Source organism: Nocardia sp. NPDC004711, from assembly GCF_053601595.1.
This window is the reverse complement of sequence record NZ_JBSGCB010000006.1, coordinates 190,751-207,194: the sequence shown is the minus strand read 5'-3', so window position 1 is coordinate 207,194 and position 16,444 is coordinate 190,751. Positions and strand designations below refer to the sequence as shown.

The 16,444-nt window shown below is 67.7% G+C and carries 15 protein-coding genes; 10 read left to right on the top strand and 5 right to left on the bottom strand.

Going from position 1 to position 16,444, the window contains the following annotated elements; all coding sequences use genetic code 11:
• Positions 1-22: 22 nt before the first annotated feature.
• The 6 genes from ACWEKS_RS08005 (at position 23) to ACWEKS_RS07980 (ending at position 7,239) form a co-directional block, all read left to right on the top strand.
• A complete protein-coding gene (locus ACWEKS_RS08005) occupies positions 23-1,321 on the top strand; it encodes a cytochrome P450 (protein WP_452339385.1) in 1,299 nt (432 codons plus the stop codon).
• Between the two features lie 293 nt (positions 1,322-1,614).
• A complete protein-coding gene (locus ACWEKS_RS08000; RefSeq protein WP_452339384.1) occupies positions 1,615-2,520 on the top strand; it encodes a L,D-transpeptidase in 906 nt (301 codons plus the stop codon).
• A gap of 376 nt (positions 2,521-2,896) precedes the next feature.
• Positions 2,897-3,826, top strand: a complete 930-nt coding sequence (locus tag ACWEKS_RS07995; RefSeq protein WP_452339431.1) for a carbohydrate ABC transporter permease — start codon at positions 2,897-2,899, stop codon at positions 3,824-3,826.
• A 68-nt stretch (positions 3,827-3,894) separates the two neighbouring features.
• Positions 3,895-4,686: a carbohydrate ABC transporter permease gene (locus ACWEKS_RS07990; RefSeq protein ID WP_452339430.1), complete on the top strand. Its 792-nt coding sequence runs from the start codon at positions 3,895-3,897 to the stop codon at positions 4,684-4,686.
• Between the two features lie 19 nt (positions 4,687-4,705).
• Entirely contained in the window at positions 4,706-6,061 is a 1,356-nt protein-coding gene (locus tag ACWEKS_RS07985) for an ABC transporter substrate-binding protein (RefSeq protein WP_452339383.1), read from the top strand.
• A 98-nt stretch (positions 6,062-6,159) separates the two neighbouring features.
• Positions 6,160-7,239: an ABC transporter ATP-binding protein gene (locus ACWEKS_RS07980; protein ID WP_452339382.1), complete on the top strand. Its 1,080-nt coding sequence runs from the start codon at positions 6,160-6,162 to the stop codon at positions 7,237-7,239.
• A 42-nt stretch (positions 7,240-7,281) separates the two neighbouring features.
• On the opposite strand, the gene ACWEKS_RS07975 is transcribed toward ACWEKS_RS07980, so the two are convergent.
• The 3 genes from ACWEKS_RS07975 to ACWEKS_RS07965 form a co-directional block, all read right to left on the bottom strand.
• A complete protein-coding gene (locus ACWEKS_RS07975) occupies positions 7,282-9,264 on the bottom strand; it encodes a M13 family metallopeptidase (RefSeq protein ID WP_452339381.1) in 1,983 nt (660 codons plus the stop codon).
• Between the two features lie 198 nt (positions 9,265-9,462).
• Positions 9,463-9,843, bottom strand: coding sequence for a DUF397 domain-containing protein (locus ACWEKS_RS07970; protein ID WP_364609090.1), 381 nt, complete (start codon positions 9,841-9,843; stop codon positions 9,463-9,465).
• A 31-nt stretch (positions 9,844-9,874) separates the two neighbouring features.
• Complete coding sequence (locus ACWEKS_RS07965; protein ID WP_354849086.1) at positions 9,875-10,726, bottom strand: Scr1 family TA system antitoxin-like transcriptional regulator; 852 nt, start codon at positions 10,724-10,726, stop codon at positions 9,875-9,877.
• Between the two features lie 90 nt (positions 10,727-10,816).
• On the opposite strand from ACWEKS_RS07965, the gene ACWEKS_RS07960 reads away from it, so the two are divergent.
• Positions 10,817-11,290, top strand: a complete 474-nt coding sequence (locus tag ACWEKS_RS07960) for a hypothetical protein (RefSeq protein ID WP_452339380.1) — start codon at positions 10,817-10,819, stop codon at positions 11,288-11,290.
• On the opposite strand, the gene ACWEKS_RS07955 is transcribed toward ACWEKS_RS07960, so the two are convergent.
• Together ACWEKS_RS07955 and ACWEKS_RS07950 are read right to left on the bottom strand one after the other, a co-directional pair.
• Positions 11,280-11,774 (bottom strand): DUF4190 domain-containing protein, encoded by a 495-nt coding sequence (locus ACWEKS_RS07955; RefSeq protein WP_452339379.1) that lies wholly within the window; start codon positions 11,772-11,774, stop codon positions 11,280-11,282. The two genes, ACWEKS_RS07960 and ACWEKS_RS07955, sit on opposite strands and share 11 nt — an antisense overlap.
• A 9-nt stretch (positions 11,775-11,783) precedes the next feature.
• A complete protein-coding gene (locus tag ACWEKS_RS07950) occupies positions 11,784-12,557 on the bottom strand; it encodes a pirin family protein (protein ID WP_379384526.1) in 774 nt (257 codons plus the stop codon).
• A gap of 281 nt (positions 12,558-12,838) precedes the next feature.
• On the opposite strand from ACWEKS_RS07950, the gene ACWEKS_RS07945 reads away from it, so the two are divergent.
• The 3 genes from ACWEKS_RS07945 (at position 12,839) to ACWEKS_RS07935 (ending at position 16,436) form a co-directional block, all read left to right on the top strand.
• Positions 12,839-13,309 (top strand): NUDIX hydrolase, encoded by a 471-nt coding sequence (locus ACWEKS_RS07945; RefSeq protein ID WP_379384528.1) that lies wholly within the window; start codon positions 12,839-12,841, stop codon positions 13,307-13,309.
• Positions 13,306-14,652: an MFS transporter gene (locus tag ACWEKS_RS07940; RefSeq protein ID WP_452339378.1), complete on the top strand. Its 1,347-nt coding sequence runs from the start codon at positions 13,306-13,308 to the stop codon at positions 14,650-14,652. Before ACWEKS_RS07945 ends, ACWEKS_RS07940 begins: the two co-directional genes overlap by 4 nt.
• Before the next feature lie 119 nt (positions 14,653-14,771).
• Positions 14,772-16,436: a DUF4185 domain-containing protein gene (locus ACWEKS_RS07935; protein WP_452339377.1), complete on the top strand. Its 1,665-nt coding sequence runs from the start codon at positions 14,772-14,774 to the stop codon at positions 16,434-16,436.
• Positions 16,437-16,444: the final 8 nt, after the last annotated feature.

Here is a 16,444-nt window from a genome sequence, read left to right as displayed (position 1 = left end):
CCGGCATTTCGTATAGGAAGCCATGAGCACCGACATCCTGGAGCGCTATCTCTCCTGGCGGCGCGGACGCGACGGTGACCCCTTCCGGGTGCGGATGCCGGCTCTGGGACCGGTGCTCTTCACCGGCACTCCCGAGGGCGCGCGCGAGTTCTTCCGGGCCCCGGTGGACCTGCTGGAACCGCCGCTGCCCAATCCCATCGAGCCCATGGTGGGGGCGGCCTCGCTCATCCTGGCCCGCGACGGCCGGCACCGGCGCGAGCGGGCGCTGCTCGCCCCGGCATTGCACCGCAATCGAATCAGTGCCTACGGCAACACCATTCGCGAGGCAGCCCGGGCCGAGCTGAGCGGAGAGCGAACCGGGGACCCGTGGCGGCCCGGCACCCGCATCGATGCCCGGGCGGCGGCGCGGGCACTGACGCTGCGGGTCATCCTGGCGGCGGTGTTCGGCATCGACGACGCGGCGCGCCGAGCCGAATACACCACCGTCACACAGGAATTCCTGGAGTCCTTCGGCAGCACGCTGTTCATGGTTCCGGCATTGCGGCGCAAGCTGTTCGGGCTGTCCGGCTGGGAGCGGTTCAGCACGGCGCGGGCTCGGCTCGACGAACTCATCGACGCCGAGGTGGTGCGGCGGCGCGCGGACGGGGGCGGCGGGGCGGATCTGCTGGCGCTCATGCTGGACACCCGCTACGAGGACGGCAGCGCCATCACCGACACCGACCTGCGCGAGCAATTGCGCACCCTGCTGGTGGCCGGGCACGAGACCACGGCGACCGCGCTGGTGTGGGCGCTGTACCGGCTGCACCGGGAACCGGAGGCGCTGGCCCGGCTGCGCGCCGAAGTGGCCGCCGCCGGAAGCGATCCCGGCCCGGCCGAACTGATGGCGCTGCCCTACCTGGACGCGGTCTGCCAGGAGACGCTGCGGCTGCATCCGCCGGTGCCGATCGTATTGCGCAGGCTCACCGGCGATTTCACGCTGCGGGGGGTGCCGCTGTCGGCGGGGGACACCATGGGGATCTCGGTGCACCTGCTGCACACCGAACCCGCGGTGTGGCCGCAACCGCGGCGGTTCCGGCCCGAGCGGTTTCTGGAGCGCCGCTACAGCCCGTTCGAGTTCGCCCCGTTCGGCGGCGGGCACCGGCGTTGCGTCGGTGCGGCGCTGGCCGATTACGAACTTCGCATTGTGCTGGCTACTGTATTGACCGATGTCCGGCTACGGTTGTCGCCGCGGTTCGCGCGCGGGCCCGCGCCGATGTCGGTGCCGCACACCATCACGGTCGGGCCGCGCAGCGCCATCACGTTCGATGTCGCCGGGTCCTGAAGGGGCCTCAGTGATTTCGATCACAAGCAGGTTTCGGGAAGTGAGCGCTCCGAAAGCAGCCGCGCCGGTGTCACTTTCGGGGAATCGCCGATGTCATCGGCGCATTCGCGCCAGTCGAGTAACCAACCCGCAGACCCGTGACGCAATGCACACCGCTTAGTCGGTATGCATAACTGGCAGAAGCCAATTGGCTTGCCGGACGGATCGCTGTAGTAATGGACGCGGGTTGGGACCTGCGCGGGTGACGTGTGCCCGCAATCTGCGTGTGAACGAGGATCTGAGAGGACCGAGCTGTGCGCCATACCCGGTATCGGAAAACGGGACTGATCGCCCTCGCCGCCGTCGCGGCGACCGGAGCAGTGGTGGCAGCACCCGCCTCAGCGACTCCGCTATGGCCGGGCGGACCGGATGTACCGGGCGTGCCCTCCGCGGTCATGCCGCAGCCCGAGCCGGGCTCGCTGCCCACCGACCCGAACGCCAAGGCGCCGATTCCGCCCGCCAACTTCGCGGCCCCGAACATCAGCCCCGGTGACGGGGATGTGGTCGGCGTGGCCATGCCGATCATCATCAACTTCAAGGACCCGGTCGGCGATCACGCGGCCGCCGAGAAGTCGATTCGCATCACCTCCACCAACAAGGTGAGCGGCCACTTCTACTGGATGGGCGACAAGCAGGTGCGCTGGCGGCCCGAGGACTTCTGGCCGGCCGGCTCCAAGGTGACCGTCCAGGCGGGCGGCACCGACGTCGGCTACCAGATCGGCGACGAGTTCATCACCACCGCCGACGACACCACCCACGAGATCACCGTGACCCACAACGGCGAGGTCGTGAAGACCATGCCGACCTCCATGGGCAAGAAGGATCACGAGACCCCGAACGGCACCTACATCATCAGCGAGAAGAACCGCAAGATGATCATGGATTCCTCCACCTACGGTGTGCCGGTGACCGATCCGCAGGGCTACAAGCTCGAGGTCGAGTACGCCACCCGCATGTCCAACAGCGGCATCTTCGTGCACGCCGCCCCGTGGAGCGTTGCACAGCAGGGCGTTTCGGACACCTCGCACGGCTGCCTGAACGTCTCCACCGAGGACGCCAAGTGGTTCCAGGAGAACGTGAAGAAGGGTGACCCGGTGATCGTCAAGAACACCAACGGCGGCACCTTCAGCACCTCCGACGGCTGGGGCGACTGGAACTGACGCCTCCCCCGCCTCTCCGAGCCTTCAGCGCACAGCAGAGAGCCGCCAACTCTCGTGGCACGCGTGCCGGCGGTTGAGAAGCGAACCGATTTCGGGGGTACCCGGTGAGTTACCCGGATACTTACGAGATCAGTGGTCACCTCCAGGAGTTGGCGCCCCGCCCGATTGGGCGGGGCGCCAACTCGTTCTTGCTGTTGGCCAACCGTTCATATGATTCCGGTCTCGAAACAAGTTGGGCGGTCGTACGATTCGGCGCATGTCCGCGCCGCTCGAGGGTGTGACCGGTGAACAGTCGGTGGCGCGCGCCGATCGACAGTTCAGCGATCTTCCATCCGGAATTAACCAGTCAGTAGCCCTGAGCCGCAAGGCTGCGCGGGTGCGATCTTGGCCCGAACGAGTACTCCCGACGCCCCCGGGGCGCGGGTGGCGAAGCAGACCCTGGCAGGACCATGCGCTCTTCGTGGTCCTGGTCGCGCCGAACCTGATTCTGCTGGGGCTGTTCGTCTATCGGCCGCTGGTCGACAATATCCGCCTGTCGTTCACCGACTGGAACATCTCGGCGACCAGCCTGAACTGGGTCGGTTTCGACAACTACACCGAATGGTTCGGCCGCGACGACTCCTGGCAGATCGTCGGCAATACGGTGATATTCACCGTCGCCGCGGTCCTCGGCAGCATGCTGCTGGGCCTGGCGCTGGCCCTGCTGCTGGATCGCAAACTGTTCGGGCGCAATGTGGTCCGCTCCGCCATCTTCGCGCCCTACGTCATCTCCGGCGCGGCCATCGGCGTGGGCTTCCAGTTCATCTTCGACCCCGGCTTCGGCCTGGTCCCGGATCTGCTGGAGCGGCTGGGGATGCACTCACCCGACTTCGCGCAGGACCCGCACTGGGCGCTGTTCATGATCACGGTCACCTACATCTGGAAGAACCTGGGCTACAGCTTCGTCATCTATCTGGCGGCGCTGCAAGGGGTTCGGGCCGACCTGATGGAGGCCGCCGAGATCGACGGCGCGAGCCGCTGGACCACCTTCACCCGGGTGCTGCTGCCGCAGCTGCGGCCCACCACCTACTTCCTGTCGATCACGGTGCTGCTCAACTCACTTCAGGTCTTCGACCTCATCAATGTGATGACCCGCGGCGGGCCCATCGGCACCGGCACCACCACCATGATCTATCAGGTCTATCGCGAATCCTGGGTGAACCAGCGGGCCGGATACGGGGCGGCCGTCGCCACCATCATGTTCCTGGTGCTGCTCATCGTGACGCTGGTGCAGGTGCGCATCATGGACCGAGGGGACGAGAAGTGAACCGGCTCAACGCGCTGAGCGCTTTCCGCGACCGGGAACTGTGGGCCAAGGTGTTCGGCTACGCCGCCATGGTGTGCGTGCTGATCATCGTCGGCGTCCCGCTGTACTACATCCTCACCCGCTCCTTCATGGCGCACGGGGAGGTCTACTCCCAGCCGGTCAGCTACTGGCCCGAGCACTGGCTGGCGTCGAACTACCACGACGCCACCACCACGCTGCCGTTCTGGCAGTTCCTGCGGAACTCGATCATCGTGACCGGCGTCGTCTCGGCGGTGAAGTTCGTGCTGGGCGTGCTCAGCGCCTACGGCCTGGTGTTCCTGCGCTTCCCGGGCAAGAACATCGTGTTCCTGGTGATCATCGCGGCGCTCATGGTGCCCAACCAGATCACCATCATCTCCAACTACGCGCTCATCGCCCAGCTGGGCTGGCGAAACACCTTCCAGGGCATCATCGTTCCGCTCTGCGGCGTCGCCTTCGGCACCTTCCTGATGCGCAATCACTTCCTGTCGCTGCCGAGCGAGGTCATCGAGGCCGCGCGGATGGACGGCGCGGGCTGGTGGCGGCTGCTGACCCGGGTGGTGCTGCCCATGTCCGGACCCACCATGGTGGCGTTCGCGGTGGTCACGCTGGTGAACGAGTGGAACGAATACCTGTGGCCGTTCCTGATGGCCGACGACGCGCGGGTGGCCACCCTGCCGGTCGGCCTGACCCTGCTGCAGAACACCGAGAACCCGAGCGTCACCAACTGGGGTCCGGTCATGGCCGGGGTCATCCTGACCATGCTCCCCATCCTCATCGTCTTCCTGGTGCTCCAGCGCCAGATGATCAAGGGCCTCACCTCCGGTGCGGTCAAGGGTTAAGTCCCAGAAGGAGATTCCTGTGTCGGATTCACGTAACCCCGCTGATTTCACGGCACGCCGTGGTGCTCTTTCGCGACGCGGGTTTCTCGGCTTGGCGGGCGCGGCCGCGGGTGCGGCGGCGCTGACCGCGTGCGCCGGATCCGGTGGCGGCGGCACGCAGGGCGGCGACTCGAAGACCATCACCTTCTGGTCCAACCACCCCGGCACCTCCAAGGACCAGGAAACCGAGCTCATCAACCGGTTCCAGGCCAAGTACCCGGACCTGAAGGTCAATCTGGTCGACGCGGGCAAGAACTACGAGGAGGTCGCGACCAAGTTCAACGCCGCGCTCTCCGGGGGTGAACTGCCCGACGTGGTCATCCTGTCCGACGTCTGGTGGTTCAACTACGCGCTCAACGGCACCATCGAACCGCTGGACAGCCACTTCTCCGCAGCCGGGGTGAACGTGTCCGACTACGTGGACACCTTCGTCGGCGACTACAAGTTCAACGGCAAGACCTGGGCGCTGCCGTACTCGCGCTCGACGCAGATCTTCTACTACAACAAGGACGTCTGGGCCAAGGCCGGACTGCCCGACCGCACGCCGAACAGCTGGGACGAGTTCGACGAGTGGGGCCCGAAGATCCAGAGCGTGATGGGCGACGGCAAGTGGGCGCACGGCTGGGGCGACGCCAAGAACTACCTGGCCTGGACCTTCCAGGGTCCGTGCTGGACCTTCGGCGGCGCGTACTCGGACGAGTGGAAGCTGAAGTTCAACGACCCGGCCACCATCAAGGCCGGAAACTACCTGCGCGACTCCATCAATACCAAGAAGTACGCCAGCATCCGGCCCACCTACGCCGTGGACTTCGGCAACGGCATCATCGCCTCGGCCATCGGCTCCACCGGAGACCTGAAGAGCATCAACACCAATGCCGCGGGCAAGACCCAGTTCGGCACCGGCTTCCTGCCGCACCCGAACGGGCTGGCGGGCTGCACCACCGGCGGCGCCGGCCTGGCGATTCCGTCGCGGATCAGCGACGCCCGCAAGGAGAACGCGCTCAAGTTCATCGAGTTCATCACCAATGCGGCCAACACCTCGTACTTCTCGCAGGCCACCGGCTATGTGCCGGTGCGCAAGTCGGCGCAGCAGGATCCGGGCATGCAGGACTTCCTGGCCAAGAACCCGAACTTCAAGACCGCGATCGACCAGCTGCCGCTGACCAAGCCGCAGAACTACGCGCGCGTGTTCGTGCCCGGCGGCGACCAGATCATCGGCACCGGGCTCGAGCAGATCGGCCTGCAGAACCGGGACACCGCAGCGGCTTTCGGCGATATCGCCAACCAGCTGCAGACGATCATCGACCGGCAGATCACGCCCAAGCTGCCCAAGTAAGAGACGCACCCGCACGCTGACGTCCGGGGCCGGAGGCGGCAGCCTGCGTAACCACGGAGGCCCCGGCAGCGTGAGCATTGGACAAGGAGAGCGCCGGCATGGCGACTGTGCAGTTCGAGGGAGTTTCCCTCACCTATCCGGGGGCGCCCGGCCCCGCGGTCGACGACCTGAACCTGGACATCGCCGACGGCGAATTCCTGGTGCTGGTCGGGCCTTCGGGCTGCGGCAAGTCCACCAGTCTGCGCATGCTGGCGGGTCTCGAAGCGGTGACCGCCGGGCACATTCGCATCGGCGGACTCGACGTGACCGGCTTGCCGCCGCGTTCGCGCGACGTGGCCATGGTGTTCCAGAGCTACGCGCTCTACCCGAATATGACCGTGGCCGAGAACATGGGGTTCGCGCTGCGCAATGCGGGTATGAGCAAGGCCGACACCAGGGTTCGCGTCACCGAGGCGGCGGCCATGCTGGAGCTGGAGGACCTGCTCGACCGCAAACCCGCGCGGCTGTCGGGCGGCCAGCGCCAGCGCGTCGCCATGGGCCGGGCCATCGTGCGGCGGCCGCAGGTGTTCTGCATGGACGAGCCGCTGTCGAATCTCGATGCCAAGCTGCGGGTTTCGACCCGCTCGCAGATCGCGGCCCTGCAGAAGCGGCTGGGCACCACCACCGTGTACGTGACCCATGATCAGGTCGAGGCCATGACCATGGGGCACCGGGTCGCGGTGATGAAGGACGGGAAGCTGCAGCAGATCGCCGCTCCCCGTGAGCTTTACGACGATCCGGTCAACACCTTCGTCGCCGGGTTCATCGGCTCGCCCGGCATGAACCTGCTGACCGCGCCGGTCCGCGCGGGCGCGGCCGTGCTCAACGACCTGCGAATTCCCCTGCCGCACAATATCGACGGCAAGAACGTGATCGTCGGTATCCGGCCCGAATCCTGGGAGGTCACCACCGGTGCGGGCAATGCGCTCGCGGTCGAGGTGGAACTGCTCGAGGAGCTCGGCTCGGAGTCGTTCGTCTACTCGCACGGCGTGGCCGACGAATGGTCCAGCCGCTCCGGCCGGGTGGTCGCGCGGGTGGATCGGCGCTTCCAGGTCGCGCTGGGCGACCGTCTGCTCCTGACGCCCAAGCAGGACGAACTCTTCTTCTTCGACGCGGAAACCGAAGAGCGCCTGCGTTAGCCGGCCGGGGCCCTCGCCATCTCGGCGAGGGCCCGGTCCGGACTACCAGATCTTCACACGCTCAGCGGGATCCAGATAGAGCTCGTCACCCGGCCGCACATCGAAGGCCTCGTGGAAGCTGTCGAGGTTGCGGACCACGCCATTGCAACGGAACTCCGCCGGCGAGTGCGGGTCCACGGCGAGGCGGCGGATGGCCTCCTCGATACGCGCCTTGGTGCGCCACACCTGCGCCCAGCCGAAGAACACCCGCTGCAGGCCGGTGAGTTCGTCGAGGACGGGGGAGTCCTGGCCCTCGATGGCAATCCGGTACGCCTCCAGGGCGATCGAGAGACCGCCCAGGTCGCCGATGTTCTCACCGATGGTGAATTCGCCATTGACCTTGTGGTCCGCCGACAGATCCTTGGGGGAGAACTGGTTGTACTGGTCGATCAAAGCCTTGGTGCGCTTGCCGAATTCGGTGCGGTCCGACTCGGTCCACCAGTCGACCATATTGCCGTCGCCGTCGTACTTGGAGCCCTGATCGTCGAAGCCGTGGCCGATCTCGTGCCCGATGACCGCACCGATACCACCGTAGTTGGCGGCGTCGTCGGCGTTCATGTCGAAGAACGGGGGCTGCAGAATGGCGGCCGGGAAGACGATCTCGTTCATGCCCGGGTTGTAGTAGGCGTTCACCGTCTGCGGGGTCATGAACCATTCGCCGCGGTCCACCGGGCCGCCCAGCTTGTTCAGGTCGCGGTCGTGCTCGGCGGCGTAGCCGCTGCGGTAGTTGCCCACCACGTCGGCCGGATCCACGGTGACCGCGGCGTAGTCACGCCACTCCTCCGGGTAGCCGATCTTGGGGGTGAACTTCTCCAGCTTGGCCAGCGCGGCCTGCCGGGTGTCCGGGCCCATCCACTCCAGCTCGGAGATATTGCGGCGGTAGGCCTCCTGCAGATTCGCCACCAGCTCGACCATGCGGGCCTTGGCCTCCGGCGGGAAGTGCCGGGCCACATAGAGCTTGCCCACGGCCTCGCCCAGCAGATCCTGCACCAGGGAGACGCCGCGCTTCCAGCGCTCCCGATTCTCCTGCGCGCCGGTCAGGGTGCGGCCGTAGAAGTCGAAATTGGCCTCCACCAGATCCGCGGTCAGGTACGGCGCGCGAGCCTTCACCACCCGCCAGGCCGCCCAGGCCTTCCAGTCCGCCAGCGATTCCGAGGCCCACAGCTGGGCGAAGGTACGCACGTAATCGGGCTGGCGAACGACGAGTTCCGCGAACAGCTCCGCACCGGAGCGATCCAGTCCCGCGGCCAGCGCGGAAGTCCAGGCGGCCCAGTCGAATTCCGGGTTCTCGGCGGCCAGCGCGTCGAAAGTGGTGAGGTTGTAGCTCAATTCGGCATCGCGGCGGCGCACCACGTCCCAGTGACCCGCGGCCAGCTTGGTCTCCAGCTCGAAAACCCGCTGGGCGTCATGGTCCAACCCGGCCAGCTCGAACATGCGGCGGATGTGGGCGACGTACTTCTCGCGGATCTCCGCGTATTCGTCCTTGTGGTAGTACGACTCGTCGGGCAGGCCGATGCCGGACTGGGTGGCGTGCACCAGGTACCGGGCGGAGTTCTTGTCGTCGGTGTCGACGTAGAAGGCCAGCGCGCCGCCTACGCCGGTGCGCTGCAGGCGCCCGATGAGCGCGGCGAAGTCCGAACGGTCGGCGACCCCGGCCACGGCGGCCAGCTCCTCGGCGATCGGGGTCAGGCCCGCCGCCTCGATGGCCGCGTCGGCCATGAAGCTGTTGTAGAGATCGCCGATCTTGCGCTCTTCGGTGCCGGGCGCGGCATCGGCCGCCGAGGCGTCCTGGATGATCTTCTGCACATCCAGTTCAGCCTGGTCGTAGAGCGTGCGGAAGGCACCGTCCACCGCCCGGTCGGCCGGTATCTCGTAGCTCTCCAGCCATTTGCCGTTGACGTGCGCGAACAGGTCGTCCTGTACCCGTACGTCCGCGTCACGGAAGGACAGGTCGATACCAGAGGGAGGCGTCAGCTGCGAAGTCACAGTGCCTATTTTGCCCTCCGCTTCGCTCCGGGCGGGTTCGCGGCGCTGAAAGTCTCGTTCTTTCCTCCCTCCGCCTCCTCCGCTTCGCTCCCCGGTTCCGCTCGGTCCAGAACGAGCGCTCCGCCTCCCCGCGCTTGCGCCGCGAACCACCGGGCTCGACCCCCGGCGGCCGAGCCTCGACACTGCACTGTTCGGTGGCTAGACGCTTTGCGGCTGACGGTCGAATTCCCCGTCGCGGGCCCCGTCGATGAAGGCGCGCCATTCGCCGGGGGTGTAGACCAGGGTGGTGTCGCGGTGCCGGAGGGTGGTGTGGCCGTCCGCACCGGTCTCCGCGCTGAGCGCGGTGCGGAGGGAGTGGCGGCCCAGCACAGCGGCCAGGAATGTCATCCATTCGGTCGCGGCGACGGTGATGATGGGCTCGTCTTCAAGGCGATGTTCCGGATTGCGCCGGTACTTGCTGTCACGAATGAGCACCGCATCACCGTCGAATCGAACCTCCACGCACTGATTTCCGTTATTGGTACGGGACGACGTGAACCAGCCGCGGGATACCGGCTGATAGTTCGCGGTGTTTAGCATGGGCAGCATTTTACCGTTACGCATGCGTATCCTACCCTTGCGAATAGCGTTTGATGAGCTCCAAAGATTCTGCGCGACCGAGAGATTGGTCGAGCGCACGCACAAATGCGAACCGCAGATCGCGAATCTGCGACGAATCCTCCACCGCCCCACCGAAAACCGCGCTCTCCACCCAGGTGAACGTCGGAAGATTCTCGGAAGCGAAATCCAGCAGATGGAAACTCGACCCGCCCAGCAGTGCGCCCCGGGTCGCGGTGAACGGAATCACCCGCACCGAAATGGAATCCAGCTCGTCCAGCAGTGTTGCCAGATGTTCCAGTTGCCCGCGCAATACTTTCGGGCCGCCGATCTGCTGTAGCAGCGTGGCCTCGCCGATCACCGCGGTGAGTTCCACCCGGTCGTCGCCGCGCAGCCGCTCCTGCCGCTTCAGCCGCACCGCCACCAGTTGTTCCACCTGGACGGGACGGATCATGACGTCGGCGCTGATGAGCGCCCGCGCGTATTCCTCGGTCTGCAACAGCCCGGGCACCACCAGGCTGTCGTAGCTGCGGATGCTCTCCGCGCCCAGCTCCATGCCGTAATACCGTTGCAGCTCCGGCCCGATCAGCGCCGAGGACCTGGCCCACCAGCCGCGCTCCTTGCTCAGCGCCAGCAGTTCCAGCAGTTCCGCGCGCTCCTCGCCCTCCACCTCGAGCAGCTCCAGCACCGGGCCGATGGTGGTCGCCGTGAGGACGCGCCGGCCCTTCTCCACGTGCGACCAGTTGGCGGGGGTGAAGCCGACACGCTTGGCGAAGGTCGCCGAATCGAAGCCGCACTGCTCACGCAGTTCGCGCAGTCGCAGGACCAGCTCCCACCGGGCGACGGTGGGCGAGACGGGTGCCATGAGCAGTGATGCTACGCTGGGGAACTCACTGGCGTGTGACTATTGTCATACCGATAGCCCGGCCCTAAGGTCGGTAGCAGGAGGTTCGCCATGAGCGCGCTGGACCCGTCCTCGTATACCGCCACCCAGGAAGCGCTGGCCCGGTGCCGGCGCTATCGCAAGGAGCACGGTCTCTACGGCGTGGTGGACTCGGCACTGTGCCGAATCATGTTGGAGGTCGGGGCCGTCGGGGCCGTGACCATGCCCGCCGACCTGGGCCACCGGGTCCGCGACCATCTGGTCGCCCGGCGCCGCTGCGGGCCCGTCATCGCCCACCCGCGCTCGGGCCGCTGGACCTTCCTGACCGGCCCCACGGACGACTCGTATTACGACACCGCTTTGTTCTCAGACCTTTTCCGTGATTGCGCTTCCGTAGCGCAGCCGGGCAGCACCATCGTGCTGCCGTCTCCCGCGGACGAGCACAGCGCCTACCGCACGTGGATTCACCCGCCGGAAGGGGACTTTCGCCCCGAACTGGCCGAGGTGCTGGCCGCCACCCGCGAGTGCCATCCGGTCAGCGGGTAGGCGCGGGCGTCAGCGTGACGCTGAACCTGTCCTCGACGCGCTTGTTGAATTCCTCCTGGCACTGCTGAACCTTGGACCTGTCACCGCCGGCCTTGTTCAGGCAGTCGATCAGATCGGTGCCGCCGGTGTCCTTGAAGACGACCCACACCAGCACGCCGACCAGAATGCCGCCGATCAGGCTGATGACGCCCATGATCGCGCCCGCCAGCGCCATTCCGAAGCCGCCGGACGTGCCGCGGCGCGCCTTCGTCGCGGCGATCACGCCGAGAATGATCGCGAACGCGCCGCACAGGACGCCGACGATGGTGAGCAGCACCGTCCAGAAGGTGAGCAGACCCAGGATGCCGAAGACCATCGCGGTGATCGCCATGCCCTTGCGCTGCGGCGATTCCTGCCAGTACTGCGGTCCGCCGGGCGGCGGATAGTTTCCGTGCGGAGGCGGCGGGTACTGGCCGTACTGCCCCGGCGGCGGGTACTGGTTCATGCGTCGATGCTATTGCCCGCCGAGTCGGGCATGCATTTCCCACACCAGAATCTCCGACGGCATGTTCGCGGTGACCCGCTGGCCTCCGCTGCGCGTCAACCGCACCGCGTCACCCTCGTACAGGGTGCCCGCCCCCTCCATCTCCACCTCGCCGCGCGCGATGAAGACGTGCAGGTAGGGGGCTTCCGGCAGGCGGATCTCGGCGGCGTCGCCGGACATCCGGGCCACATGCAGGGCGGAGTGGCTGCTGGCGATGGCGATGGCGGTGCGGTCGCGGTAGCGGGGCAGGCCCGAGGCCACCGTGATCAGGCCGCCGCCGGCCAGCTCGTCGTCGATCTCCAGCTGCTGATAGCCCGGGGTCAGCCCGGAATCGTCGGGCACCACCCACATCTGGACGAAATGCACCGGCTCCTGGTGTTCGGGCACATTGCCGATCCGCCAGGAATCGTTCTTCTCCGAATGCAGGATGCCGGTACCGGCGCTCATGCGCTGGGCCAGGCCGGGATAGATGACCCCGCTGTGCCCCAGCGAATCCTGATGGACCAGGCTCCCGCTCAGCACCCAGGTGACGATTTCCATGTCCCGGTGCGGATGGGTCTCGAAGCCCTCGCCGGGCAGGACGATGTCCTCATTGTTGACCAGCAGCAGGCCATGATGGGTGTTGTCGGGATCGTAGTGTTCCCCGAACGAGAACGAATGCTTCGAATCCAGCCACGACACACGGGTTTTCATGCGGTCGCCGCCACGATGGATATCGATGTGTGGTGTCGTGAGGGTGGACACCGCCGTACTCCTCTCACCGGCGAGCACCGATCGGATTCCAGGGTAGGGGCCGATACGGCGGCCCAACCTGAATTCCGGGTTAAATTCTAGCGTGAGAGCAGCGCTGCTCCGCACGCCGCCGACCAGGTACTACGCTCTCGGCAACCGGCCCGGGCAAATGCCCGGCGATTGTGAGTGCGCGGCGGTGACGCCCGCCCGCATGCCGTCGTACCCGCCAGCGGGTTTCGGTCGGCGACCGTATCATGATGTGCCGCAAGCGAAACGAGAGGGAGAGCAGGGGGATGCGACCCGAGGCACTCGCGGGCATCGAACGCGAGCTCCGACAACAGGCCGAGAGCGAGGGGATCGCTCATTTCGTGGTGGGCGTGGCCGTCTTCCGGGACGGAAAACTGCTGGTCGTGCGGCGTGTCGCCGAAGGCTCGCACGGGGGGATGTGGGAACTGCCCGGCGGCGGCGTGGAATCCGGCGAGTCCTTCGCCGACTGCGTGGCCCGCGAACTGTTCGAGGAGACCGGGCTGAGCGTCGTGCGGATCACCGACGTGCTGGGCGGATTCGACTACGCCACCCGCACCAAGTCCCGGGTCCGCAAATACAGCTTCGTGGTCGAGACCGAGGCCGCCGAGATCCGGCTGGACCCCCTCGAACACGACCGCTACCAGTGGATCGACGCCGACACCGTCGACAACCTGCCCATGGCCGACGATATGCGCGCGGCCGTCTTCGCGCTGGTGACCACGCACCCGTCCCGGTGACCGCGGCGCCGCCGCCGGCCACCCTGCGCGCCCGGCTGGCCGCGGTCGCGACCGGGCTCCGCGAGAATCCCGGCACCCTGCGGCTGACGCTGGTCCGGCTGTCCGGGCAGTTCGGCGACGGCATGTTCCAGGCCGCGCTCTCGGGCGCGATTCTGTTCAACCCCGAACGCCAGACCGATCCGCTGGCCATCGCCGGCGGCTTCGCGGCCCTGCTGCTGCCGTACTCGATCATCGGCCCGTACGCGGGCGCGCTGCTCGACCGGTGGGATCGCCGCCGGGTGCTGCTCTACGCGAATGTGCTGCGCGCGCTGCTCATCGTGGCGACCGCGGCGGGCCTGCTGGCCGGGGTGCACGCCACCCCGCTGCTGCTGGGCGCGCTGTCCGTGGTCGGGGTGAGCCGGTTCGTGGGCGCCGGTGTGTCCGCGTCACTGCCCAAGGTGCTGGCCCAGCGCTGGCTGGTCCCGATGAACTCGGTGCTGGCGACGGTGGCCTCGGGGTGCGCGGTTCTGGGCGCGGGCCTGGCCTTCTCGATCATCGGGCTGATCGGGGCGGGCGACTTCGCCTCGGCGGTGGCGGCGGCCGGCAGCGCCTCCGGTTCGATCGCCGGCGGGCTGGTGGTGGCCGGATTCCGGCCCCGCGCACTGGGACCCGACCGGGGCGAGCAGGCCGCGGCGCGAGGCGGGTGGAGCACGGTGCGGGCCATCGCCGCCGGACTGCGCGAGGGCGCCACCGCGGCCTGGCGGTCCCGGGAGGTGACCACGACCTTCCTGGGGATCGGCGCGCACCGCATCGTCTTCGGCGCGGACACCCTGCTGATGGTGCTGGTGCTGCGCCGTGGCGACGAGGCCGCGGTGGGGGCGCACCTCGCGAAATTCAGTGCGGCCATCACCGCGACCGGGGCGGGCATGCTCACGGCGGCCGTGGTCGCGCCGGTGCTGATTCCCCGGCTCGGCCGGCCGCGGACGGTGGTGACCGGCCTGGTGACGGCGATCGCGGTACAGCTGGGCCTGGTCACGCCCATCACCGTCGCCACCGGGGCCGCCGAGCGGCGGGCGGAGCTGCTGTTGCTGGCGGCGGCCTACCTGCTCGGGCTGGTGGGCCAGGTCATCAAGCTGACCGGGGACGCGGCCATGCAGATCGATATCGACGACGCGCACCGCGGGCAGGTCTTCGCCCTGCAGGACACGGTCTTCAACATCACCTTCGTGCTGGCGCTGGCGGGTACCGCGATGCTGATTCCGGCCGACGGCCGCTCACCGGCGGTGGTGGTGGCCGCGGCGGCGGTCTACGCGGGCGGCGTCCTGGCCATTGCGGCCAATTCACGCCGACGGGTCGGTATGTAGCCGAAGTAGGTATCGGCTCGGTCACACCACTCCGGCGACACGGCGGGACGGCTCCGCGGATGCGGCCCGCAGGACTACGGTGAGGTGGATCCGATCACGGACGAGGAGACGCACCACGGATGACTGCGCGGCGCTCCGAAGCACCTGCGGCCCTGGCGCTCTCGAGCCTGGCGATGGCCGCGGTCATGCTGCTGCCCGCCACACCCGCCACCGCCGGACCCTTGGCCCCGTGGGCCCCGCCGCCGTTGAACGCCTGCGGCGAAACGGGATTCGATCCGCTGGCCCGCGAACCCGACCCGGATGTGCCACTGCCGCAACCGCAGCCGCCCGACAACACCATCCACATTCAGGTCCCGGTCCCGCAGTTCACGCCGGTCCCCATTCCGGGTCCGCGGCAGGACAACACCCGCATCGAGCCCGCGCCACTGCCCCCGGACCCGTGCGTCAATCCGTGCCCGGACCTGCGCAACGACCAGAGTCCCAAGCCGGAAAACCTTGCGCCCGAGAGTGATCCGGCCGACCCGCCGGGCGACCCGGCCGACACCTCCGGAGATCCCGGCACCGGCGATGACCAGCCTGCCCCGGAAGCGGCGCCCGCGCCCACCCCCGCACCGCAGGCCGGCTCCGGCTCCGGCGGGATTCAGCTGCCGCACATCCAGATAGACCAGATTCCGGAGACCGTCCCGATCCCGGTGCCCGGCGGCGATCCCGAGCCACCGCAGCCCCGGCCCGCGCCCGCCGTGCAGCCCCTGGTTCCCGCGCCGGTCGCCGCGCCCGTGGCCCCGGCCGAGCTCGACTCGCTGGCGCTGGTGAACCAGGTGACCGGGCACGGCTCCACCAACCGCACCGATATGCGCTGGTCGGTGGACGGCACCGACCTCGGCATCATGTGGGAGTCCGAGCCCGGGCAGATCGCCGTCGCCTTCGGCGACACCTTCGGCAAGGGCTGGGGGCCGATCGGCGCGGGCACCGGGGACCAGGACTGGCGCAGCAACTCCATCGCGTTCAGCAGCAATCGCGATCTCTCCCAGGGCCTGCGGCTGGACACCTTCGCCCAGGACAGCCGGTGTCACGCCGCCGAGATCCTGAGCAGCCGCAAGGTCGACAACTTCGAGATCACCACCATCCCGACCTCCGGCTTCGCGCTGAACGGGCGGCAGTACCTGACGTACATGTCGGTGGCCCGGTGGAGTCGCCACAAGCCGGGCATGTGGTGGACCAATCTGGGCGGGCTGGCCTGGTCCGACGACAACGGCGCGACCTGGACCAAATCCGATTGGGCGCGCTGGGACAACGTCTTCGGGCTGGGACGGTTCCAGGTCATGGGCATGGCGCCGCACGACGGGTACGTGTACATGTTCGGCACGCCCAATGGGCGGTTCGGCACCATCGGGCTGGCCCGGGTGGCCACCGACCAGGTGCTCGACAAGTCGGCCTACCAGTACTGGATCGCCGATACCTGGGTGCCCGCCCTGGGGCCCGACGAACAGCTGGCCACGCCGATCCTGTCCGGGACCGCCGGTGAGCTGTCGGTGCGCTACGACGAGTCGACCGGGCAGTGGCAGATGATCTACCTGGATCTGGACCGCCACGCCATCGTGCTGCGCACCGCCGCCGAACCGCAGGGCGCCTGGACCGATCCGGTGACCCTGGTCGACACCGACGACTATCCGACGACCTACGGCGGGTACATCCATCCGTGGTCGAGCGGGAAGGACCTGTACTTCACCATGTCGGCGTGGAACAGCTACAACGTGTACCTCATGCACGCGACGCTGAAGTAGCGACTCCG

Excerpts from the sequence above, each read along its gene's own strand:
- ACWEKS_RS07960 (WP_452339380.1), top strand. The coding sequence starts at position 10,817 with ATGAGCGCGCTGGACCCGTCCTCGTATACCGCCACCCAGGAAGCGCTG.
- ACWEKS_RS07965 (WP_354849086.1), bottom strand. The coding sequence starts at position 10,726 with ATGGCACCCGTCTCGCCCACCGTCGCCCGGTGGGAGCTGGTCCTGCGA.
- ACWEKS_RS07945 (WP_379384528.1), top strand. The coding sequence starts at position 12,839 with ATGCGACCCGAGGCACTCGCGGGCATCGAACGCGAGCTCCGACAACAG.
- ACWEKS_RS07955 (WP_452339379.1), bottom strand. The coding sequence starts at position 11,774 with ATGAACCAGTACCCGCCGCCGGGGCAGTACGGCCAGTACCCGCCGCCT.
- ACWEKS_RS07970 (WP_364609090.1), bottom strand. The coding sequence starts at position 9,843 with ATGCTAAACACCGCGAACTATCAGCCGGTATCCCGCGGCTGGTTCACG.
- ACWEKS_RS07990 (WP_452339430.1), top strand. The coding sequence starts at position 3,895 with ATGGTGTGCGTGCTGATCATCGTCGGCGTCCCGCTGTACTACATCCTC.
- ACWEKS_RS07935 (WP_452339377.1), top strand. The coding sequence starts at position 14,772 with ATGACTGCGCGGCGCTCCGAAGCACCTGCGGCCCTGGCGCTCTCGAGC.
- ACWEKS_RS08005 (WP_452339385.1), top strand. The coding sequence starts at position 23 with ATGAGCACCGACATCCTGGAGCGCTATCTCTCCTGGCGGCGCGGACGC.
- ACWEKS_RS07980 (WP_452339382.1), top strand. The coding sequence starts at position 6,160 with ATGGCGACTGTGCAGTTCGAGGGAGTTTCCCTCACCTATCCGGGGGCG.